This window comes from Pedobacter sp. 01N416 (assembly GCF_056399685.1).
Genome location: NZ_JBFTRT010000005.1, coordinates 1 through 24,745, shown reverse-complemented (window position 1 = coordinate 24,745; position 24,745 = coordinate 1). Strand labels below are relative to the sequence as shown.

Annotated in this window: 14 protein-coding genes; 3 read left to right on the top strand and 11 right to left on the bottom strand. The window is 42.2% G+C overall.

The window, feature by feature from the left end:
- The 6 genes from AC1DND_RS00645 to AC1DND_RS00620 form a co-directional block, all read right to left on the bottom strand.
- A partial coding sequence (locus AC1DND_RS00645; RefSeq protein WP_477578252.1) for a SusC/RagA family TonB-linked outer membrane protein occupies window positions 1–1,717 on the bottom strand: 1,717 nt, incomplete at its 3' end.
- Between the two features lie 688 nt (window positions 1,718–2,405).
- Window positions 2,406–4,340: a glycoside hydrolase family 97 protein gene (locus AC1DND_RS00640; protein WP_477578250.1), complete on the bottom strand. Its 1,935-nt coding sequence runs from the start codon at window positions 4,338–4,340 to the stop codon at window positions 2,406–2,408.
- A 9-nt stretch (window positions 4,341–4,349) separates the two neighbouring features.
- Window positions 4,350–6,821 carry a glycoside hydrolase family 95 protein gene (locus AC1DND_RS00635; RefSeq protein ID WP_477578248.1) on the bottom strand — a complete coding sequence of 824 codons (2,472 nt, stop codon included), beginning with the start codon at window positions 6,819–6,821 and terminating at the stop codon, window positions 4,350–4,352.
- A gap of 320 nt (window positions 6,822–7,141) precedes the next feature.
- Window positions 7,142–9,556 (bottom strand): glycoside hydrolase family 127 protein, encoded by a 2,415-nt coding sequence (locus AC1DND_RS00630; RefSeq protein WP_477578247.1) that lies wholly within the window; start codon window positions 9,554–9,556, stop codon window positions 7,142–7,144.
- A 19-nt stretch (window positions 9,557–9,575) separates the two neighbouring features.
- Window positions 9,576–11,519 carry an alpha/beta hydrolase-fold protein gene (locus AC1DND_RS00625; protein ID WP_477578245.1) on the bottom strand — a complete coding sequence of 648 codons (1,944 nt, stop codon included), beginning with the start codon at window positions 11,517–11,519 and terminating at the stop codon, window positions 9,576–9,578.
- Window positions 11,520–11,552: 33 nt separating this feature from the next.
- Entirely contained in the window at window positions 11,553–12,524 is a 972-nt protein-coding gene (locus tag AC1DND_RS00620) for a glycoside hydrolase family 43 protein (protein WP_477578243.1), read from the bottom strand.
- Between the two features lie 370 nt (window positions 12,525–12,894).
- Here AC1DND_RS00620 and AC1DND_RS00615 point away from each other — a divergent pair, with 370 nt between their 5' ends.
- Window positions 12,895–15,519, top strand: a complete 2,625-nt coding sequence (locus AC1DND_RS00615; RefSeq protein ID WP_477578242.1) for a glycoside hydrolase family 3 C-terminal domain-containing protein — start codon at window positions 12,895–12,897, stop codon at window positions 15,517–15,519.
- Window positions 15,520–17,553, top strand: a complete 2,034-nt coding sequence (locus AC1DND_RS00610) for an alpha-glucuronidase (RefSeq protein WP_477578241.1) — start codon at window positions 15,520–15,522, stop codon at window positions 17,551–17,553.
- 282 nt (window positions 17,554–17,835) lie between these two features.
- Here AC1DND_RS00610 and AC1DND_RS00605 read toward each other — a convergent pair whose 3' ends face one another.
- Window positions 17,836–18,249: an ester cyclase gene (locus tag AC1DND_RS00605; RefSeq protein WP_477578239.1), complete on the bottom strand. Its 414-nt coding sequence runs from the start codon at window positions 18,247–18,249 to the stop codon at window positions 17,836–17,838.
- A 119-nt stretch (window positions 18,250–18,368) separates the two neighbouring features.
- Window positions 18,369–18,884, bottom strand: a complete 516-nt coding sequence (locus tag AC1DND_RS00600) for a Crp/Fnr family transcriptional regulator (protein ID WP_477578254.1) — start codon at window positions 18,882–18,884, stop codon at window positions 18,369–18,371.
- Window positions 18,885–19,129: 245 nt separating this feature from the next.
- Between AC1DND_RS00600 and AC1DND_RS00595 the strand changes: the two genes are divergently transcribed.
- Window positions 19,130–21,154: a PKD domain-containing protein gene (locus AC1DND_RS00595; RefSeq protein WP_477578237.1), complete on the top strand. Its 2,025-nt coding sequence runs from the start codon at window positions 19,130–19,132 to the stop codon at window positions 21,152–21,154.
- A gap of 1 nt (window position 21,155) precedes the next feature.
- Here the strand turns inward: AC1DND_RS00595 and AC1DND_RS00590 are convergent, their stop codons facing one another.
- The 3 genes from AC1DND_RS00590 to AC1DND_RS00580 form a co-directional block, all read right to left on the bottom strand.
- Window positions 21,156–22,163, bottom strand: a complete 1,008-nt coding sequence (locus AC1DND_RS00590) for a PorP/SprF family type IX secretion system membrane protein (RefSeq protein ID WP_477578235.1) — start codon at window positions 22,161–22,163, stop codon at window positions 21,156–21,158.
- Window positions 22,164–22,201: 38 nt separating this feature from the next.
- Entirely contained in the window at window positions 22,202–23,767 is a 1,566-nt protein-coding gene (locus AC1DND_RS00585) for a hypothetical protein (RefSeq protein ID WP_477578233.1), read from the bottom strand.
- A 20-nt stretch (window positions 23,768–23,787) separates the two neighbouring features.
- On the bottom strand, window positions 23,788–24,745 hold a 958-nt coding region (locus AC1DND_RS00580), incomplete at its 5' end, for a hypothetical protein (RefSeq protein ID WP_477578231.1).

Sequence of the window (24,745 nt, the reverse complement as noted above, 5' to 3'; positions counted from 1 at the left end):
CCATGTAAGACATAAGTCCACTTAAGCTATAGTTCCCGTTACCGATTGTTAACTCTCCATTGGCCTGTCCAAGATTGTAAAACTGAAAAGCATCAGACGGAATATCACGTGCTGACATGGATGAGGAATTGAACTTATTCTGTTCAGCAGAATATAAGGCCACTACATTGATGTTGTGCTTTTCTGAGAAGGTTCTGTCATAAGTCAATAAATTCTCAAGTGTCCAGTGGTAGGTTTGCGAATTGCTAACCCCAGCGGTAGAAACCGTAGTGGCAGTGGCACTTCCAATTCCAACGCCTGTATAGTTACCATTGTTGCTCTGGATAAAATCAAGACCGAGATTGGTGCGGTATTTTAGTCCTTTTACCCATGGAATGTTAACCTCACCATAAAATGAATTATAGGTAGCAAAGCCACGCGTTTCATTAAGCCATTTATCACTGAGATTCTTGGTGAGTTCGCGGGTGTAGATCCACGATTCATCCTGAGGCATCCTGATTGTTCTTTTCAGGCTGCCATCTGCATTGTAAGGATTTGCGATAGGCGAATTGCTAAGGATGCCATAAACGCCGAGCTGGTTGCCTTCACTTAAGTTGTAATTGTTATTGGTGGTAAATCCAATCCTTAAGAAACTGGCAATTTGCTGATCCATGGATGCTTTCATTGAATACCGGGTGTACTGTTGGGTTGGGATCAGGCTTTGATTCTGATAATAGCCGCCCCCAAAACTGTAGCTGCCAGTAGTAGATCCACCAGATACACCAACATCATGACTGGTTACAACTGCCGATTTATTATAGAATAAATCTTGCCAATCGGTGTTTACGTCGTTAGATTCATCTGCGCCATTGGTTGTAAATAATCCAGCTGCCTTGCGCAGGGCCACAAATTCTGGCCCATCCATCATTGGATATTTGGCAAAAAGGGTTTGTAAACCAGTATATGAATTATAGGATACTTTGGCGGGGGCTCCTTGTTGACCACGGTTAGTGGTGATCAATATCACTCCATTCGCTCCCCTTGAGCCATAAATCGCAGTAGCGGAAGCATCTTTCAAAATATCTAAACTTTTAATGTCGTTGGGATTGATATCGCCAATAGAGCCTGGAAATGGAATCCCATCAAGCACCACCAACGGATCATTGCTGGCTGAAAGTGAACGCTGACCACGGATCAGAATCTGCATGGTTGCACCAGGTTTGGTAGAAGTTTGTGAAATGTTTACTCCTGCTATTCGACCTTGGATAGCCTGTGCCACGTTGGGTGCGGGTATTTCACGAACTTTATCGCCCGATATGTTTGCCACAGAACCAGTTACCGATTCTTTGCGCTGGGTTCCATAACCCACCACTACAACTTGTTCAAGTTCAGCCGCGCTCGGGAGTAATGTCACATTGATTTCGGTTTGATTTCTCACCGGAACCTCGCGACTTGTAAATCCGATGTAAGAAAACACCAGTACCGAATTGCTTGTTGGAACCGCAATACTGAAGTTTCCTGTGCCCAGGGTTGTTGTACTGGCTGAGGTTCCTTTGACCAGTATACTTACGCCTGGAAGGGGTTTTCCCTGATCATCCACAACACGCCCTTTTACTTGGGTTTGTGCATGTGCGGCAACCACAAAAAGTGCAAAAAAAGCAATCAGTGATAGTTTGGCTAGACATTTGGAAAGTCCTGCACCAGGCTTTACAAAAAACTGTAAAAATTCATTCCTCATAAAAATTTGGTTTATAATGGTTAAAATTCATGCTTCACGCAGTAATGAGCGGACTGGTTATCCAAAAAACTAGATAATGTGTATCTCTTAACAGGAGCAGACAAGCATGATAGAAGTAAAGTTATTCGATGAGAAGAAAAGCGGAAGTGTCAATTGTTCATAAATATGGAATAAATGTTCAAAGGAAAGGATCGACTAAAAACGATTATTAAACGAGGTAATTCCTTCGACCACAAAACACAAAGCCGTTTTATGCAATCGATTGTAAACTAAACAGATGCAACAAAAAGCCACTTCAATAATCTTTAACGACAACAAATATTGAGGGAGGCCGTTTCGATTATTTATTTTTTTCGAAGCAATAAAAAATTGCAGTAATGATCTTTTCAAAAACCCGAAATTTTGAATGTTGTTGGTGCTATAAACTTGAATTCTATTAATAATGTGCTTTTAGGGCTATTCTTTAGATATTTTAGTATTAGTGTCGTCACCCTGACCTGTAGCGCAGCGGAAAGCTACGCAGTAACTTCATTTCAGGGTCTTAATAGCAGGAAAGATGCTGACCACGTAGTAGCTATTAGACCTTTAAAATAATGAAAACTGCTAATAAAATAAATTCAGCATGACGATCGCGTGAGGTAAAGCAGCTGTAAACACTCACTATGATTTAAATATTAATCGAACTCACTTACTCAAAAACAGCTACGAAACCATCATTCTTTTTGAGGTCGATTTTCAATTCTCCAGAAGCTGATATTTTTATTTCTTTGGCAACAAACCCGTTGTGGCTGTCACTATCGTTTCCTGAAGAAATAAGTTTACCTGCTTTGTTTTTAAGAAAAGTGAGATTTAACGCAAGGGATTTGTCGAGTGGTTCTCCATTCAATCCTGTAACGTACCATTTGGAACCCGATTTTCTGGCTACAACATATAATTTGCCCGGGTATCCATCAATAAATTTTACATCATCCCATTGTGCCGGCAACCCTTTTAAGAAATCTTTAACCTCGACAGGTACATGGCTCATCCCATCCGGTGTTTCGGCATAGTGCTGTATGCCTGATAAAAAGGCCACTGATGTAGCCAGTTCGAATGCAGCGGTTGTTTGTCGTTCAATATTGGGGATCTTGTATAAACACATCGGCGTGAAATCCATCGGATCAAATGCATTTCTGATCATGGCACTGGCAACCATGTGTTGAGGTGCTTTGTTGGCCGCATCTTGCCCGAATGTGATCATTTCGTATCCCAGTACAGCTTCTGCGGTCATTAAATTTGGATAAGTCCGTTGCAATCCCCTGGGCAGTGTAGCCCCATGAAAATTGACCAACAAATGGTGGGCGGCGGCATCGGTTAAAATATCATGGTAGTAAGCAATCATAGATTGTCCGTCGCCACCAAAAAAATCGATTTTGATACCTTTAACGCCCATTTCTTCAAGCCTGCTAAACTCCTTCACCCGTTTCTCATGCGTTAACAGTTTATCTCTCGGTGTAAATTTTACGGTATTCCAATCCCCTGCTGAATTATACCAGAGCAACATGCCCACATTTTTTTTTCTTGCGTAGTCAACCAAAACCGCAACCGAATCATATCCAATAGTCTGATCCCAATTTGCATCGATCAAACAATACTGCCAGTTCATATCGGCAGCGTAATCAATATATTTTTTCTGAACAGGGTATATCGTCGCTTTATCCTTTTCCAGCACCCAGCTCCATGCGGCTTTTCCGGGCTTTACGAAGGATAAATCTTTTAATCTGGATGCAGGAGCAAGATCTGTACCGAGGGTTGATTCCATAATTGTAGCCAGATCGCCTATTGCAATGATCCGCCAGGGCGTAATCCATGGAAGCGTAGATTCGGGATAAAGGGCTCCTCCTTTTATTTTTTCAGCTTCCTGGGGAAAATTGATCCGATATTCTCCGCCAGGTGATAAACACTGCAAAGAGGTTCCACAATAATTTCTTTCCAGTCCTGCTTCCGTAAGCATCACCCAGGTATCGCCTGTTTTAAATAAAGCCGGATATACCCACCCGTTAGCACTGGAAGATGGCGTACCTACCGGGATAGCCATATTGTAGTATACCTCGTAGGAAGGATTGGTATGTTCAAATCCCGTTTGTGCCTCGGCTTTGGCCTGTAACCAGGCCAACGTACCTTCGGCAAAGTGAAAACTTGTCTGTTCTGACTTTATTTTTCTTAACGATTGATCTTTTTCCGGAAATTCGTAACGAAAGGCGGCCCCATCATTAGAAACACGAAAAATAATATTCATTCTTTTACCTGTTGGCGTTTTGGTCGATATCACCAATTCATTTGCGGTATAGGTAATCGATTTCTTTTTTGCATTGCGCATTACATAGGTCTCTTTCAATTTTCGCTCCGCACTCCCAACAACTTTTAATGACCTCGTAAAGTCTTCATCTTCTCGGATAATGCCCAGTTTAGAATTTTGTAAGATTGTTTTTTTACTCCTGGCAATGCTGTAGGTTCCCTGAGCGGGATTGCAGGTGAGAACAATTTTCCCATCAGGACTGGAAACATGATAGCTTACTGCTTCCTGTGCATAAATGCAGGTATTTACAAGGGTGAAAATGATAAATAAACGGATAAATTTCATGAGATCTAATTATTTGAGTAGCAGCGTATACAACCTGCCTGGTTTGGTTGATATATCGTAAACAAAAGTCTTTTTCAAAGGAGTAGCGGTTAAACGGGCTTCGGACGCTACAATAGGTTCCTGGGTTTCGGCAATGGAATAGAACATATTTGGATTAGTGCCCACTGCATTTTTCAACTCAATAAGGTCGCTTTTCATTTCATTGGGAACCCTTAACCGTAAATTTCCGCCAAGCGTTGATTTAATTACGGCTTTGATTACCTGCCCATTAGACCATTCGAGACTGAGTACCTCAAAGCCTCCCCTGGCCCTTAACCCTTTAATGGAACCTTTTTCTTTCCATACATCTGGCAAAGCGGGCAGTAAATGCAATGCCTCATCAGCACTTTGCATCAGCATCTCGGTAATACCAGAGGTACAGCCAAAATTACCATCTATCTGAAAAGGTGGATGGGCATCAAAAAGATTATTGTAAGTGCCACCACCGCCCGGATTAACGCCTAGTGGTGTGAGTTGGTTTTGAATCAGTTGGTAAGCATGATTTCCATCCTGCATCCTTGCCCACCAGTTTATTTTCCAGCCCATACTCCATCCTGTAGATACATCGCCTCTTTGAAGCAAGGTATTTTTTGCAGCAGCATAAAGTAAGGGCGTACGGTAGGCAGAAATTTGGTTGGAAGGGAATAAACCATAAAGGTGAGAAATATGTCGGTGTTTATCGTTTGGACTGTCTATATCATCCAGCCATTCTTGTAATTGGCCGTGTTTACCAATGTGCATAGGCGATAACTTATTGCGCATCTGCAATAAACTATCAGCAAAAACATTGTCAACTCCCAGTATTTTGGCAGCACGGATAGCGGTAGAAAACACATCGAAAACAATTTGGTTATCCATGGTGGTACCCGCATCAATAGAGGAGCCTCCATGTGCCGCAGGGGCATTTTCAGGAGAAGTACCTGGATTAACCACCAAATACTTCAGAGTTGGGTGCAGCACCAGAAAATCTTTGTAAAAAGTTGCTGCATCTTTTAAAACAGGATAGATGCTTTTAAGGTATTTGCGGTCTCCTCCATAAAGGTAATGTTCCCAAAGATGCTGACTGGCCCAGCCACCGCCACCGTTCCAGATTCCCCAGAATGCACCATCCACTGGGCCGGTGCTTCTCCAGATATCGCTATTGTGATGCGCCATCCAGCCCCTTGCGCCGTACATGTTTTTAGCAGTGGCCTTGCCCGTTTCGGCCATTTCACCTACCATTTTAAGAAAGGGCTGGTGCAGCTCGGGCAAATTGGTCGGCTCTGCGGGCCAATAATTCATTTGGGCGTTAATATTAATGGTGTATTTGCTGTCCCAGGGAGGGTAAAGCTTATCATTCCAGATGCCTTGTAAATTGGCAGGCTGACCTCCAGGCTGAGAAGAACTGATTAACAGATAGCGGCCAAACTGGTAATATAGATTAACAAACTGAAGATCTGTTGTATTCCTGAAATTCATTAACCTTTTATCTGTTGGTAAGTCCGTACCRTCGCTCCCCCCTAAATCAAGCTGAACACGATTGAAGTATTTGTGATAGTTGATGAGATGGTTAGCCAGAATTTTATCATAAGATTTCGCCGAGGCCCGGTTCAGGTACTCCAATGCCCGGTTAGCGGCATTGCCGCTGATGTCATTATAATGGTTAAAATTGGTAGCTATGGAAATGAAAATGGTTACCGCATTGGCATGCTCAACAACAATACTCGAATCGGTAGCTTTTAATGTACCCCCTTCATTGCTGAATCTGCTGATTACGTTGTATTTTACAAGCCCTTTGACACCTTCATGATCGCTGGTTAACCCTTCCATTACCAGATCTTTAACAGCAGAGGTACTGATTGAAACCTTTTTATGGGGCGTGGTGTAATTTGCGGTAAAAGAAATGCTGGCGGCTTTAGTGGCGGTAAGTTTCATTACCACTACGCGATTACCGTGTGCGGCAAAAGCCGTTCGGGTATAGGTTACATCGCCAATATTATAGCTTGTTTTACTTAGGGCATTTTCGATATCGAGTTCTCTGTAGTAGTTCTGATACTTTTCATGACCAGGGAAAACGAGTTGAAGATTGCCTGCTGGCTGAAAGATTTGTCCGGATGATTTTTTCCCAAACATGATTTTATTGGCCAGGTTTTCAGCTTCCTTATGCTTCCCTTGAAAAATGAGTGCGCGGATTTCAGGTAAATGGCTCAAAGTTTCCGGAACATCATTTTGATAGGGACTACCACTCCACAGGCTATGCTCATTAAGCTTTATCACTTCTTTTGCCACGTTGCCATAAATCATTGCCCCTAAAAAGCCATTACCAACAGGAAGTGCATTTTCCCAAACAGCACCTGCAGGTTCTTCGTACCAAAGCTTTAATTTTGATTTTTCAGGCACCTGTGCAAATGCCAAAGTGCCTGTAAAAAGCAATAAAATTATCTTACTGAATCTCAGTACCATGTTATGGATATTCATTGACAAAGGGGGCTAATTGTTAAATTTCATAATCGTTATTTTTAAACTGCTGGCATTACAACAATGTTAGTAAATTAAGCGCTTTTAACCACAGATGCGCACAGATAAACACAGATTTTTATATCTGTGAGCATCTTCTATCTCCCGAAAATCGGGACAAGTCGTGGTTAAATTATTTTCACTTATGCCGATGGCTTAACTTAATGACATTAGGCATTACCATGCCTGATATCCGTTCATTTGGAGTGGTTTTTCCTGATCCACAGCCCCACTCAGCCTTCAGAACCATAGTCTTCATCCCTTAGTTATTTCTTTACCAACCTCACATAAAATACCCTTGCCGTTGATTTTCCATCTGAAGGTGAAAATTTAACCGAAATCCGTTTTTTGCCTTTTAGCATTTCTTCAGGGATTGGGTATTCCTGGTTATAGAAGCCTGTTTTTTGTGGCCCCTGCCCCGCATCTACACCAACCAGTTTTTGATCATCGAGATAAATATCAAATTTATCACGGCCGCCACTCGTATGGTAACGAACATTTAGGGCCAGCTGATCTGCACCCTCGGTATTCATTTCGTAGCTAAAGAAACCATTTCCCGTTGCATTGCGCCAAAATTGATCCAGATAAGATCCGGTGTGGGAATTATTGTTTTTCATCTGGTGATCTACCTCTGGCTGCTGTTCTCCTGGTGCAACAAAATCCACTGTGCGGCTTTCCAATGCAAGTTTTTCATTTTCTACACGGGTAGCAGAATCGAGGTAAGCGGCATACTGGCCAGGTGTGAGTGCCATCCAGTACATCATGTAACGTGAATCGTGAATGCGGTAAAAAGGCTCCAGGGTAATTTTTTCAGGATTTTCTATCCGCTCATTCACAAAAGAGAACTTCATCGACTGACCTTTTATTGGCTCGATTTTCTTGCCGATATCGTCAACATGCTCATCAATAAGAATAGGTGCCTTATTAATGGGCAGTTTTTTGCCACTGGCGATATGCCCCCAACGACTATTGTCTGCTACCAGTCCTTTAAGTGCTGCTGTTTCAGTTTTAGCACCCAATAAAATCGGTCCGTGCATAATTGCCACATACTCAGGCAAATTAGGCATCCGTTCAACGGTGGTTTTCATGGGCAGGCTCAGCTCTACCACATCTCCTTTTTTCCAGTTACGGCCAATTCCCAGATAAGCATTCGGAAGCAATTTATAGTCGGCTTTTTTACCATTGATTTTCACTTCCATCATTTCCTTACCGGTCCATGATGGCTTTCTGATCATCAACATTAACCGGGCGTTTCCATCTGCGACAACCAGTCTGGTTTTTTCCTCATCCGGAAAAGTAGTTTCCTGCCTTATTGTAATGTTTTTCTCTTTCCAGTTGAGTTCAGAGGCAATAAACAGGTTAAGGTATAAAGTATCTTTTTGATGGGTGTAAATAAATTCGTTGTACTTGCTGTGGTTCTCCATACCACTGCCCACGCAACACCACATACCTTCATTCGGTGCCGAATATACGCGGTAGTGCCTTGGCCGGGCGGGCGTAAAATAAACATAGCCACCATGTTCGGGATGTTGGGACGAAAGAATATGGTTATACAGGGCTTTTTCGTAAAAGTCAACATATTTTGCATCGGGTTTTTCCCTGAAAAGTCCTTCGGTCAGTTTCRGCATATTGTAGGTGTTGCAGGTTTCTGGCCCTTCCACATCATCTACAAAATCAGCACTGGCAACAGCACTTGGAAAAAATTCCCTGCGGCTGTTTCCACCAAAGGCCAAAGATCTTTTGCCTGTTACTGTTTCCCAAAAAAACTGACTGGCCTGATCATAATTCCCTTGATGGCTCAATTCTCCGATCCGTTGGAAGCCAACTGCTTTTGGAACCTGGGTGTTGGCGTGTTTATTATCAAGGTTGTCCTGCCCGTTGGCCATAGGCGTAAGCAATTGCTGATGAGAAAACCGCATCGCTGCGTTCAGGTATTTTTTATTGCCGGTAATCTGATAGGCATCAGCCAATACTTCATTCATCCCACCTTGTTCTGTATCTAACATTTGCTGCATCTGTTGCTCATTAAGCTTCGAGGTAATGGCTATCGTCCAATCGCAGAATTTTAAAAATACCTCCTTCGCATCTTTACTTTCCCCATAAATCCAGGCATCGCGCAAACCCGCAAAAGTCTTGTGAACATTATACCAGGGTACCCAGGCAGCTTGATAAGCTTTGAAGTTTCCTTCTTTAAGTTTCATCCAGATCTCCTTACTATTGGGAACACCTCCTGCATATCCTATTCCCCATTCTGAATGTGAAGTGGTATTTTTATTCTGGCAGGCTTTCAATATTGCTACGATTTTTTCCATCCTGCTTTTGCATTCTGGATTACCTGTTGAGGCATAATTAAGTGCAAGTGCACTAAGGTAATGTCCGGCGATATGCCCATCTAGCCCTTCCCAGTTATCATAGCCTTTTTTATCTGTAGGAAGCGCTGCCTGTTTAAGGTAAGGATAAAGCAACCGATCTACATCATAAGCCAATAGTGTTTTTATGTTAAGGTCTCTGGCGTGATCAAATGGTCCACTAAGCAGTTTTACCTGTTTTAAAGGAAACGAATTGGCATAAAATCCCGTTTGCGCCCCAACATTTCCACAGAAGCCAATGTTAAATAGGACAGAAACGCCCAGGCAAAGGAAATGCTTTTGCAAAAGATCGTATTTTGGGAATGTCAACATATAATTTTACTAAGAAGGTTTATTTAAACAAGGTCGAGGAGAATTGATAAAGGTTATTCCGCCAAACAGGCCAGGTGTGCCCTCCCGGATATTCGTGATAACTAAAATTGATATTCAGCGCTTTAAATTTATCCATCATCATCTGGCAGTTATTATAGGCAATATCCTCTTTCCCGCCCATGGCAATCCACAATTGCTTTAGGTTGGCATTGATTTTTTCACGGTTGTTTTTCATCCCTACATACTGAAGGTCGGCAATTGTATTTTGACGCGGCACAACCCATCCTGAACTGAATACACCCAGGTATGCGAATTTATCGGTATTGTTAATCCCGGTATAAAGCGTGTGCATCCCACCCATCGATAAACCTGCCAATGCCCTGTTTTGCGCATCGGTTTTGGTGCGGTAAGTGCTTTCAACCAATGGAATAATCACTTCTTTCAATTCTGATTCGAAGATTTTTAAGCTAGCCTCGCCAAAGGCAGCTCCACCTACATTTGCACTGGGCATTACAATAATCATTGGTTTGGCTTTTTGAGCGGCAATAAGATTGTCGAGAATCAGATCTGTTTTACCCTGGTTGGCCCAGCCGGTTTCATCTTCTCCCCCTCCATGGAGGATATAAAGTACCGGGTATTTCTCGTTTACCTGTGCATCATAAAAAGGTGGTGTGTAAACATACAGCTGCCTCCATGACCTGGTTATTTTTGAGTAATATTTTTTAATCCGGAGCTCGCCATGCGGAACATCCTTCAACGCATAATAGTCGCCTTTTGAAAAAGGAATTTCAATTCCGCTGGCCATGCGCCCCATTCCGAAATAAGACTTACTTGCCGGATCTGCTACAGGAAGGCCATCAATGATGAGCGAATAATAATGAAATCCTTCACCCAAAGAATCGGTTGTAACGGTCCATCTGCCATTTTCATTTTTGACCATATCATACTTTCGGCCCAGATCTACCTGAACACTGTGCGCATTGGGCGTCGAAAGATTGAAAACAACTTTATGGTCATCGGTAATCTGCGGATAGCCGCCAGACCCAATATTGGTTGAGGCCGGCGCACCTGCTACCGGATATTTTGAAAAAGTAGTGGTATCAACCGGTTTAAATAGCAATTGCGAAAACATATATAACCCATTCTTCCAAACTTTAAAATCATGAAAACCAGGCTCGATAAAATAGATATGTGGCACCTTGTTTTTAGTCAGATAATCGTGCGTACGCTTACTGTTGATAATGAGGTTATCACTAGCTCCGCAAGAGATGAATAACAACTTGAGCATGGCTGCGGCCTTTTTTGGATCAGGTACAAGCACTTCTGGCATTTTGGTATTCGGCGCTGAAGAAAAGCCAGCTATCCAGGCAAATTTATCCAGATTTCCCAATCCAAAATTCAAAGCCTGTCCTCCCCCCATTGATAAACCTGCAATCGCCCGATGTTCGCGGTCTTTATACACGCTGAACTTCCGTTCCACAAAAGGAATAAGATCATTAATTAAATCTTTCTCAAAAGTAGCAAAGGCCTGCACTTTATCCTTGTCCATAATGTTCCCAATGGCACGGTCATCTTTCATGGCTCTGCCGTTCGGCATAATTACCACCATAGGTGCCAACTTACCGGCGGCATAAAGATTATCCAGAATCACCTGGGGATTACCTCCATTAAGCCATTCTTTTTCATCACCTCCGATACCATGCAAAAGATATAAAACCGGATATTTTAATTGTTTAGTGTAACCTGGCGGCGTGTATACCAATGCTTTACGGTTATTGCCGACAGTTTTTGACGAATAGGTCAAAGTATCGATTTTTCCGTGCGGAATTGCAGGCTGAATGACGTCAAAGCCCTCTGGGCCACTGGACACGATCTGCTGAGCAAAACCATCAAGCGTATAAGCACTTAAACTGACAAAAAGCAATGTTATTTTTACGAAGAGGGATTTATTTGTTTTTTTCATATCTGGTTAGGTTAAGGGTATGTTATTAGCTATTTATCTGCCTTTTACCGGGCTAACACCGGTAGTGGTTTCTACAATTTTCTGTATAGTGCCATCCTCATTATAATGCATATCATCTACACAGATAGACCTTCTATAACTACCACCTGTGGGCAAAGAGCCATTGTGGTAAAAAAAGTAAGATTTGCCCTTAAAATCGATAACACCAGGATGAGTAGTAAAACTGTTGGGAACATTTCCCTGGATAATACCTTTGTATACCCAAGGCCCCTGTGGCCCCTTAGCCATACAGTATTCAATCATTTCGGGTTTGGTTCCCGCGCCGGCATAGATCAGATAATAATTGCCTTTTCTTTTATAAACCCATGGACCTTCAATATAGTTTTTGATGTCAAGCACCTGGATTTCTCCATCCATCTCGATCATATTTTTTTTCAGTTTGACACTTTTACAACTTCCATTGCCCCAATACAGATAAGCCTGCCCATCATCATCGATAAAAACAGTGGGATCAATGTCATCCCAACCATGCTTTTTATCGGTAGTCATCTCATTGGTTACCAAAGCCTTGCCAATTGCATCTTTAAATGGCCCAACAGGGCTATCAGAAACTGCCACACCGATCGCCATCCCTCCTTTACTCTCCTTGTTTTTTTGGTGGCCTGTTGATACATACCAATAAAACTTTCCATCTCTGTAAATACACTGAGCGGCGTACGCATCTCCCGCGGCCCATGAAAATGCCTTTGGCGAAAGCAGCATGCCATGATCTTCCCAGTCGACCATATTTTTTGACGAGAACACATGCCAATCGGGCATTTTATAATTGGTATCTTTCACCGTTGCGGTATCATGCCCAACATACAGATAAACTTTATTTTTATATACCAGTGGTGCCGGATCAGCAGTAAACATTTGTTTGATAATTGGATTTTGCGCCTGCGATTTAAAATGCACCGCAAAAACCAGTGTTGATAACAATAGGAAGAGGGCTTTAAATTTCATTATTATTTTTATTTGGTCAGTAATCAGTTTGTTTGATGACGATATTTTCACCTTGATAGGTTAGGTACTGCTTGGCTTTTATTTATCATTCCTGATGCTTTGCCATCAATGAAGACAATTTTAAAAACCTTGTCATGGTTTTCAAATTCCAGCTAAAATAGCCTGATTATCTGATGAGCGTTAAGTCAATTGTGAAAATTATAGCAATGAATGTTCAATATCCCCCTATGTTCGTCCTAATCATCGGATGAAATAAAATTTAAAGGGTCCAAACAGCTAGATCGAAACATTTGTCACAGATTTTTATCGAAACGTACACATCCCGAAGTGAAACTATTTGGAACTTGCAAAAGTTAAGAAAACCAAATATATGAGACGATTCTTATTTTTAACAATATTTACCACGTTAGCCCTTCTACACGTTATCTGTCCAATTCAGGCACAGGAATATCCATTTAACGATTACAAATTACCTTTTGATAAAAGGGTTGATGATTTGGTGTCCAGATTAACACTTGAGGAAAAAGTTTTTCAGATGCTTAATTCAGCACCTGCAATTCCAAGATTAAAAATTCCGGCTTACGATTGGTGGAATGAAACACTGCACGGAGTGGCCAGAACGCCGTTTAAGGTTACCGTATACCCGCAGGCCATTGCTATGGCGGCCATGTTCGATCCTGCAGCGCTGGCTACAATGGCAGACTATTCTGCTTTGGAAGGGCGGGCAATTTACAACAAAGCGGTTGCGCTTGGCCGTACGAATGAACGCTATCTGGGACTCACCTATTGGACACCCAATATCAATATCTTTAGAGACCCGAGATGGGGACGCGGTCAGGAAACCTATGGAGAGGATCCTTATTTAACTGCTACACTGGGCGATGCATTTGTAAGGGGTTTGCAAGGCGATGACCCAAAGTACCTGAAAGCGGCGGCTTGTGCGAAACATTATGCTGTACACAGCGGACCCGAGCCTTTACGCCACGTATTCAATGCAGATGTTAGTGCCTTTGATCTTTGGGATACTTATTTGCCAGCATTTGAAAAACTGGTTACGAAATCGGAAGTTGCCGGAGTGATGTGTGCTTATAACGCATTTCAGGGGCAACCATGTTGTGGCAGCGATCTTTTAATGACCGACATTTTAAGAAAAAAATGGGGTTTTAAGGGTTATGTTACTTCAGATTGTTGGGCCATTGATGATTTCTTTAAAAATCACAAAACCCATAAAGACGCAGCAAGTGCATCGGCTGATGCGGTTTTTCATGGAACTGATCTAGACTGTGGAACTAATGCTTATAAAGCTTTACTTACTGCGGTTAAAAACGGTATTATTACAGAAAAAGATATTGATGTATCGGTAAAAAGACTGTTCATGATCCGGTTCAGGCTTGGCATGTTCGATCCGCCTTCGATGGTGAAATACGCCAATACACCAATAACAGTTTTAGAAAACAGTGCCCACAAAGCACATGCACTTAAAATGGCAAGGGCATCGATGGTTTTGTTAAAAAACGAATCAAACACACTTCCGTTAAAAAAGAATCTAAAGAAACTTGTGGTGCTTGGTCCGAATGCCAATAATGATATTTCGGTGCTTGGAAATTACAATGGTACCCCCTCAACCATTACAACGGTTCTTCAGGGCATAAAAGATAAACTGGGAAATCAAACAGAGGTGATATATGAGCAGGCAATTTCGTTTGCAAGCGATACGATTCTACATTATCGAAATTTAGAGAACCAATTAACCGCAGATGGTCACAAGGGTTTCAAGGCCGAATATTACAAGGGTATAGAACTGCAGGGAGCACCTTTTTTAACACGGTTCGAAGAATCAATAAACCACAACTGGCAAGAGGGCGAGCAAATTGGCGAAGGTTTGGCGGCCAACCATTTTTCGGCCAGGTTTAGCACGGTGTTTAAAGCTTTAAAGTCAGAGGAAATTACCTTTGAAGTAGATGGGGATGATGGCTACCGTTTAAAGGTAAACGGGCAAAAAGTTTTAGATGCCTGGTCTAAAAACAGGTGGGGCGCTAAAACGTATAAAATTCCTGTTTCGAAGGATTCTACATACAAAATTGAAATGGAATACTGGCAAGGTGAGGGTGGAGCAAAGGTCCGCTTTGCGGGAGGTACCTTTGGGCGCACAGATTTTACTGAGTTGGTTGCACGCCATCGCGATGCAGATGCATTTATATTCGTGGGCGGCATTTCTCCACAGCTCGAAGGCGAAGAAATGAAAGTAAATGTACCTGGATTTAATGGAGGCGACAGAACCTCGATCATGCTTCCCCAGGCACAAACCTCACTGATGAAAGCTTTAAAATCGAGTGGCAAGCCAGTTGTTTTTGTGATGATGACAGGAAGCGCCATCGCCATTCCATGGGAAGCCGAAAATATACCCGCCATTGTTAATGCCTGGTATGGCGGCCAATCGGCAGGAACTGCAGTAGCTGATTTGTTGTTCGGTGATTACAGCCCTTCAGGAAGACTTCCGGTAACCTTTTATAAGAGTGACAAGGATCTAAAAGATTTTAATGATTATAATATGGAGAATCGGACCTATAGGTATTTCAAAGGCATACCTCTTTTTGGGTTTGGATATGGATTAAGCTATTCTACATTTAATTATCACAACTTTATCTTACCTTCAAACCTTAAATCAGGCAAAGGAACAAGTTTGTCTGTAAAGATCACCAATACCGGTAAAATGCAGAGCGATGAGGTTGCCCAGTTGTATGTGATGCACAACAATTTAAAAATCAAATCAGCTAAAAAAGCCCTTAAGGGATATCAAAGGGTTAGCCTGGCGCCTGGTGAAAGCAAACTTGTTCATTTTAAATTATCACCTGATGAACTTAGTTATATTGATGATAAAGGAACAAAAAGACCACTAAAAGGCGAGGTCACATTATCAATTGGTGGAAGCCAGCCCGATGAGAAGCTGAAAACAAGCGGTAATATTGTAACCAGAAAACTAATAATCAACTAGATGAAAAAGATTAGCCTGCTATTGATTATCATTACAGCTACTGCCCATTTTCTGAAGGCTGAAGATGGACACCAACTTTGGCTCCGCAATACCGCTACCAAGCAGGTGAAGGTGGTATCACCAAGAAAGTCGCCGGTATTAACCATTGCTGCACAAGAAATTAAAAACGGGTGGCTGGGAAAAGATGGCGCAGAACTAAAATTTGATTTTGTTAAAGATGGCTCGGTTACCAATGATGGATTTCGTTTGGAAGGCGATAAAATTGCCGCTAAAACGGATCTGGGTATCCTTTATGGAAGCTACGAGCTCCTTAGAAGGCAGTATTTAGGAAAGTCTGATCAAAATTATGCGTCCAATCCCTCCTATTCAAGAAGAATCCTTAACCATTGGGATAATCTGGATGGTTCTGTAGAACGCGGGTATGCTGGTGCTTCGATATTTTGGAGGCAGGGCGATTCTTCGCTTCAACTTAGCCAGGCAGACATCGCTTTGTACAAAGAATACGCAAGAGCCAATGCCTCAATAGGCATAAATGGCACAGTACTCAATAACGTAAATGCTTCAGCAAAAATCCTCACCACAGCCTATCTCCAAAAGGTTCAGTCTATTGCCACAGTATTGCGCCCGTATGGCTTAAAAGTCTATTTATCGGTCAACTTTTCCTCACCCGTTACAGTTGGGAAACTTAAAACCGCCGACCCTCTTGATCCTGCTGTTAGGCAATGGTGGGCAGCTAAGGCCAAAGAAATTTATTCACTTATTCCTGATTTTGGAGGATTCCTTGTAAAAGCCAATAGTGAAGGGCAACCTGGCCCTCAAAATTTCGGAAGGACACATGTTGATGGTGCCAATATGATGGCTGATGCACTCTCCCCTTTTGGAGGGATTGTAATGTGGCGTGCCTTTGTATATCAACCAAGTAATGAAGATCGTACGAAACAAGCCTATAATGAGTTTTTAAAATTTGATGGTAAATTCAAGAAAAATGTAATTATCCAGATCAAAAACGGACCACTTGATTTTCAGCCCCGAGAGCCATTCAGTCCCTTATTCGGAGCCATGATTAAAACCCCTGTAATGCCAGAGTTTCAGATCACTCAGGAATATCTGGGCTGGTCGAATCACCTCGTTTTTTTGTCTACCCTTTGGGAAGAGTGTTTACAAAGCGATACCTACCGAAACGGTAAGGGCAGCACTGTAGCGGCCTGTACAGATGGGACATTGGATAAACGCACCTTCAGTGCAATTGCAGGGGTATCCAATATTGGCCTGGAGCGGAATTGGACCGGGCATATTTTTGCACAGGCCAACTGGTACGCTTTTGGCCGGCTTGCCTGGGACAATAAACTTAAGAGTGAAGATATTGCGGATGAATGGGTTAGGCAAACTTTTTTAAGTCCAACGGAAAAGAAAATGGAGCGAACCTTTGTAAAACCGATAAAAGAGATGATGATGCAGAGCAGAGCAGCGGCTGTGGATTATATGATGCCTTTAGGATTGCACCACATTTTTGCCGAAGGCCACCATTACGGGCCTGCCCCATGGTTCTCGAATAAAGCCATCAGGGCCGACTGGACCTCTGTATACTACCACAATGCAGACCTTTTAGGACTGGGCTTTAACAGAAGCAGCACTGGTAGCAATGCCGTTGAGCAGTACCATGAACCACTCCGATCTACATTTAACAGCTTAGAAAGTTGTCCGGAAGAATATTTGTTGTGGTTTCACCATGTGCCATGGGATTATAAACTTAAAAACGGAAACGACCTTTGGACAGCGCTTTGTTATCGTTACGATTCGGGTTTGCAACATGTTCGTGCTTTCCAACGCATTTGGGACAGTACCAAGGGCTTGGTTGATGATGAGCGGTTCAAATCCGWACAGTCCAAGCTCAAGATCCAAAGCCGTGATGCACAGGTTTGGAAGGACGCTTGTTTGTTATATTTTCAGCAGTTTAGCAAACGAGAAATTCCCTATGATTTGGAACGCCCAATATATGAATTGGATACTTTTAAAAAAGCTGACCAAAAGTAAGAACTATGAATAGTCTGTTTTCATCAAAACAAAACCAAAAAATCCGGTGGTGCCGCATCTAGCGCAAGTCTTAGCGCCCCGGCAAAAGCAAAGGCCTGACTTGTGCTTCCGTTAAATTAATACATTAATCCTTTAAGGCACAAGTCAGCCAGCCCACATTGTCCAAACCACTAAGACTTGCGCTAGAAAAGGTAGAGAACCTCGATCCTGGTATCAGCCAATTTATTGTGATAAGCAGTACTAAATCACCATGAATCCAGGTTTGTTTCTGGCCTGGARGAATCAAATTGCGGGTACAGCTCCGATTTGAGTCAATAAAGCAAGCAGATCAGGTTGCCCTACTTCTTCTATGATCTGGTTGTCAGACAAAMGGTAAAAATTTATTGCTGCAACTGCAATAGGTTTTTCAGTTGCGGGTACGCCAAAGAAAGTTCCTTTATGCGTTCCTTTCATGGTAAATCTAACCGCTACCCTATCATTCTCAGTGATCATCTCTTCAATATTCCACTGAATATCCGGAAAGCCGCTGCGCATCATTCCGATAATCGTTAAATAACCTTTAGGACCTTGTAGCGGCTCAGCCTGAAAAGGCACATGGAACTTCGCTGCCGGACTTATTAATTGTTGTGCTAAATTTTCGTCAGCAGTATTGATGAACTGTAAAAATTGATCAAAAAATTCTTTTGTTACTCCCATTTTCTATTTTTTAGCTTGTAATATGCACTTGTTTTTATAATGTAAAGATGGGCCGTAATTACCTTTCTAGCCAATAAACAAGCTTAAGAAATAGTCTTAATGTAGTTTAAGGATAGATGTTATTTCAATGATATATTTTTTCTGATCTTGCTGAGAAATTCAGGCGTGATGCCCAGATAGGAAGCTATCTGCGTATTGGGTAATCTTGAAGCTAGCGCTGCATATTGTGCCAGGAAATCCAGATAGCGTTGCTCTGCATTTGAACTGAAATTTTGTAACAAGCGGTTTTGAAGTTCAATGAACTTTTCTTCCACGATTACCCGAAAATTTCTGTCAAACTTTGGTGAATTCACATAAAGATAAAGCAAGTCCTGATGTTCAATCTGCAGAATAGTGGAAGGTTCAATTGCTTCTATAAAAAGTTTGCTAGGTCTTCCCGAATAGAAACTTCCAAGGTCAGCAACCCAATCATTCTCTGCTGCAAACCCCAGATTATGTTCCGTCCCTTTTTCATCGATGCCATACATTTTAAAGCAGCCTTTCTCAACAAACGTATAATGTTTGCAAACAAAGCCTTCCTGTAAGATCATTTGTCTCCGTTTTATTTTTCTGTGTGTCGTTCTTTCGGCAAGCAAGTTTATTTCCCCGGAATTTAAAGGAAGGTACTTTTTAAAATATTCGATTAATGGCTGTATCGTCAACTTTTTTAATATTAGTTAAGATTAATGTTTAAAATGAATCATCGTTTTACAAATATGATAAAAGTGAATTATAGAACGATCCCAAATTCTGAAGATTTGTGCATATTTTCTCTACTTTCAGCTATTGACCAATCATTTTATAATCAATATTTTTACGTCCTAACGCTCCATACCAACCTATGTTAATACGCATATCGCTATTGCTGTTTTTCGCTTCATTTATTTTAAAAGTTCAGGCACAGGATCCTGCAAATGATGACGTGAAAGTGGCCACACCAATTCAAAATACTACGGTATACTGCTCTAACGATGCAGCTTTTACCAGCACTAACGCTACTCCTAGTGGTTATAGAAAGGGAAGTTTTTGGAATAGCGAAGGGAAAGATATCTGGTTCAGCTTTACTGCAATCGGTACCGATATTACTGCCACCGTAACCGGACAATCGGCAGGAAACACCAACACATTGCTTAATCCGCTCATTGCCTTTTATACTTATAAGGACAATTTACTTACTGAACAGATCGGTTCGATGACCACAGATCAGAACATTACTACTGCCTATAAGGGCGGGCTTATTATTGGCAATACCTATTACCTGCGCATCAGCGCAGAAAATGATGCCACAGGAAGTTTTAAACTCTGTGTGAACAGCTATAACCCACCAAACAAACCCGGACAGGATTTCTCATCAGCATCTCTTTTATGTAATAAAGATAGTTTTACGGAGCTTAAGGTGAGCGGGGCCGGAATTAATAACCGCGAGGCTGCGGGAACCTGTTTAAGCATCGAATCGAACAGTGCGTGGTACACCTGGACAGCAGCCAATACAGGTACTTTAGGCTTTACGATTACGCCGACTGCAGTTACCGATGATATTGATTGGGTATTATATGATCTTGGACCAGCCACAGCGCCTGCCGTGCCTTCGTCTGCCAATTCCATCCGCTGTGCGGCTGGCAGCGGTGTTGATTGTAGCCCAAGGTATTACATTACAGGTGCCAACAGCAGCTCGGTTGACCTTAGCGAACAAGGAGGCTGCTCACCAAATCAGGATGGCTTTGTAAAAGCGATTGATATGATCGAAGGGCATCAATATGCTTTACTGATCGATAATTTCTCGAACAAAAACAATGGGTTTAGTCTTTCTTTTGATGGCAGCGGAGAATTTGTAGGTCCTAAATCAACTATTGTGATGAAGACTGAAGATGCCTGCATGCGTACCCAAAAATTCATATTCACGGCTGATGCAAGTAATTACAATAGTTTAAACTGGAATTTTGGTGCAGATGCCAGCCTGGCAACAGCAAACACAACCGGACCTTTAGAAATCACCTATGCCACTGCCGGTACAAAGACAGTAACCCTCGAAGCATTTTCGGTAAGAGGGTGCCGCACGGTTAGTAGTTACGCTTTTTATGTGGCTTTAAAACCTGATAAACCTATTATTTCTGCCAACAGAACCAGTTTCTGCTTAGGCAGCACCATGGAACTCAATATCCCCGAAACACCAAACGCCTCCTATCTTTGGTCTGGCCCGGCCAACTTTAGTGCCACTACCGCAGCTGTTAGTGTCCCAATTAACAGTTTTTCGCAATCTGGTGATTATTCGGTAACAGTAAAAGTTGGCGATTGCTATAGCGACGTCGCTACAATTAATATCCCTGAGATTGTTAAAAATCCGGTGGCAAGTTTCCAAACCGACCCACCTATCCCTGGTAAATTTGCAGCTCCTACGCCCATTACTTTCATAAACCGATCGCGCGATGCCGACCGCTTTGAATGGGATTTTGGTGACGGCGAAACTTCTACAGATCATCAGCCTACGCACATTTATCAAAAAAAAGGCACTTATAAAATCGAACTTCGTGCATTTACCACAAATGGCTGCGTTGATATATTCGCCATTGATAATTTAGTGCTGCTGGATGGAACCGCCCTGCAGATCCCCAATTCTTTTTCGCCCAACGGGGATGGCATCAACGACCTGTTGAATGTTAATGTGACCAATTTAAAAAGATTTAATTTTAAGATATTTAACCGCTACGGTGACGAAGTTTTCTTTACCACCAATATCTTCGACTCATGGGATGGTAACTGGCGCAATAAACCTGTACCGGTAGGCGCTTATTATTATGTATTAAATGGAATAGATGTTTTTAATAAAGACGTGCGTTTTACCGGGTCGATTACCCTGATCAGGTAACTTACCATAGCCGCTGTGGACACACCACTTTGTACACATTATTAAGCAGCAGGCCAAGCACAACTTCATGGCTGCCCCTACTTACCTGGTTTAGGGTAGAAGTTGTTACATCATAGCTATAGGTGAGGTTAAAAAGATGGTTGATGTTRAACCCTGCCATCATGTTCAGGGCATCCTGTTTTCTATACCCAGCACCGACCCAGATGCGGTCTTTAAATCCCATTTTAACATTAACATCTACCGATAGGGGAACATGGGGTACGTATTTAAATAATACCGAAGGGGTAACATTTAAATCTTCGGCTAAGTAAAACTTATATCCGCTATTCAGAAATACGTGTGCAACCTGTTTTCCGGTATTGTATTGTTCATCACCTGAAAAACTTAGCTTTTGCGGCAAAATCTGCTGAACGGAAAGCCCCGAAAAGAAATTAGCGCCGTAAAGCCACATGCCTACAGAGAGATCGGGCAATAACTGCGCATTAGCTGCATTGTTTAAAGCTGGATCGCGGGGATTTTCGAGCAGAAGGGCATTAATATCTATTGCTACACGGCTTAATCCACCGGCAACACCTAATGAGAGGTTAAGCTTGTTGCCCAATTGCATGTGATAGGCATAACTCACATCAAAGGTGGTGGTTGATAATTGACCAGCTTTATCAGATACGGCCAAAAAACCCAGGCCATGGTGCGCTGGCGAGGCGGTATAGTTTTGGGTATAACTTCTCGAGCGTGGGTCGTTCCCATCGCCTTCAAACGAAAGCGCGTTGGCCCATAAATATTCATCACCTAAGGCCCAATGTGCAGATACAAAAGCAGTTTTTGGTGCATCCTGCAAACCTGCCCACTGTTGCCGGTAACCAAGCTTAACATCGGTATAATTTTCGATACCACTTAACGCAGGGTTTAACAGGTAACTGTTAAGCAGGTATTGGCTATATTGTGGCCGCTGCTGTGCGTAAAGCCTTACATTTGCACACAATATTAATAACAAGAGCCACTTTTTCATTACCGGTTTTTATTTACTATTTGGTTCTACCCAAGTTACTATTTGTCTAGCTTTTTCTCTAATAGGCGAAGGCGTAACTCCTGCTTTTTTACATCATTGAGCAATTCGCCATATTGTTTATCCTTTTCAATCAGGTGCAGGGTAAGCTCCTCTATCTTTTTCAAAAGCAGTTTATTCATCTCACCAAGGGCTATCCCATTTTTGGCAGCATCTGCTGCCGACGGAATTTCGGGCAGGTGTTTGTTTAATTTAATATATTGCTCGGTTTCTTTGAGTGATGAAATTTTATACCCTTCTTCGAAAACATAATCTGGCTGACCATTTCCATCTACTCTGATCTCGTTGGCTTTAATTTTACCATTAACGGTGAGCCTTTCGGTTGGCGTACTTGTTCCGATCCCAACATCTCCATTGCCTAAAACTCTTAACAGCTGCCTCTCCTGGCTGGCATTGTTATAACTATAAAAAGCAAATCCACCTTCACTGCCAGCGCCTTCATTCGCTATAAAATCTGTTTCTCCTGCACCAGCTCTTCTGTTCCAACCGATAAGCATTTTGCCAGTGCCTGCTAAGTTTTGATATGCGGCGGGATTTCCGGATACATCAAGGTTCGCATTATGGCCGCCAAATTTTGCAGTGCCTAAAACTTCCAACGTTGCGCTAGGCGCTATTGTTCCTATTCCGAGATTACCGGCTGCATTCCATACTCCATTCGGAAAACCAATATTGGCATGCCCCCAGCCACCGTCGTAGCCCAACTCAATAGTTCCCTGTCCGCTTCTTATAAAATCAACCCGTTGGCCAGCATCATGAAAACCTATTGTGGTAAAATCAAGACCTGATATTAACATATTAGTTCCATACGTCCACGTACCAGGATTTGGGCTAGAGTTCATACTGATATCCCCTATACTCAGATTTCCGTCGGTATCATTGCCGGTTGCATTTCGGCCAATTACTACTCCACCACCAACTACACGAAGTTTTGATTCGGGCAGACTGGTTCCTATTCCTACTTTACCATCGGCATTGACCCTCAATTTTTCGCTCTGATTGGTATAAATGGAAAAACCTGTTCTATTACTGTGCAGATCCTCGGCAACACTGGCTATCCCTGCCCATTTTTCTTCACCAAGATAACCTGAATAGAGCTTAAAGCCATTAATCTCTCCTGGAGATGCCGCAGTAACCCTCGAGCTCATCATCCAACCATTTTGATTGGATTGAACATCGAGCAGGGTTTTAGGATCAGTAGTGCCCAATCCAAGTCTTGGGCCATTCAAGGTCATGTAAGTCTCGTTTCTGGTTCCCCAACTTTGGATCTCTCCAGCTGGATCTCGCTTCCACCAGGTACGGGCATCAACACCGGGAATGAGACAAGAAACATCAATACTTATTCCATCGAATAAGGCAGCGCTTGTCCAGCCAGAACCATTTACCCATCGGTACAACCACAGCTTGTTCTTAAAATCATTGTTTGTAAAACCAGCTCTTGAACCAATCTCCAGGTAATCGCCCTGGTTGTCGCCTAAATTCTGCGCAAAAAGCATTTTGCCAGTTAATAAGTTACACAACAATAAAATAATCAAATAATACTTTTTCATTGATATCTATTTAGGGTTGTTTATTCGTGCATGATGGTTTTACCATCCATCTTCTTTTCCAGCTTCATAATCTTTAAATTCTGGTTATCTATTTTCTTGTTCTGCTCTATTAACTGTTTATTCTGTTCAATAACATGAAGCGTAAGCTCTTCTATCTTTTTCAAYAACAGTTTATTCATTTCCCCTACAGCTATTCCATCTCGGTCAAATTCCTTTGCTGAAGGCACTTCGGGCAGATGTCTATTCACTTTGATATAATTCTCAACTTCCGTTAAACTCTCGATTTTATAACCGTCTTCAAACACATAATCAGGTGCGCCTTGGCCATCAACCCTAATCTCATTTGCTTTGATTTTACCATTAACGGTTAACCTTTCTGTAGGGTTGGTAATGCCGATGCCAATATTGCCCCAAGAATCTATTCGCATCTGTTCTTTATTGTTATTGGTACTGAAAGTCATAAAACCACCTATTTCGCTACTGCCCCTGTAAAAACTTACTGAGCTATTTGTTTGCCCGTAAAAGCTATGTTCCAATGCAAAAGTTTTCCCATTGTAAGTGGAAAATTGGGTTTCGTACCCCTTTACCCCCAAGTAAGTTCCATCTCCGTTTTCGTCTCCTTCTCCCATTCTAGATAGTACAATACCAAGACTACCAAAACCTACATACTTAGCTACATCTAATACTGCTCTAGGTGCACTTGTGCTAATGCCCACATTCCCTTCTGCCGAGATCCTCAGTTTTTCGCTCTGATTGGTATAAATAGAAAAACCTGTTCTATTACTGTGCAGATCCTCGGTAACACTGGAGATACCAGCCCATTTATCTTCACCAAGATAGCCCGAGTAGAATTTAAGGCCATTAATCTCTCCAGGAGATGCTGCAGTAACGCGGCTGTTCATGGTCCATCCGCTGGTAGCCTGTCGCACCTCAAATGCTGTAGCCGGATCGGTAGTGCCTATGCCCACTCTTCCACCC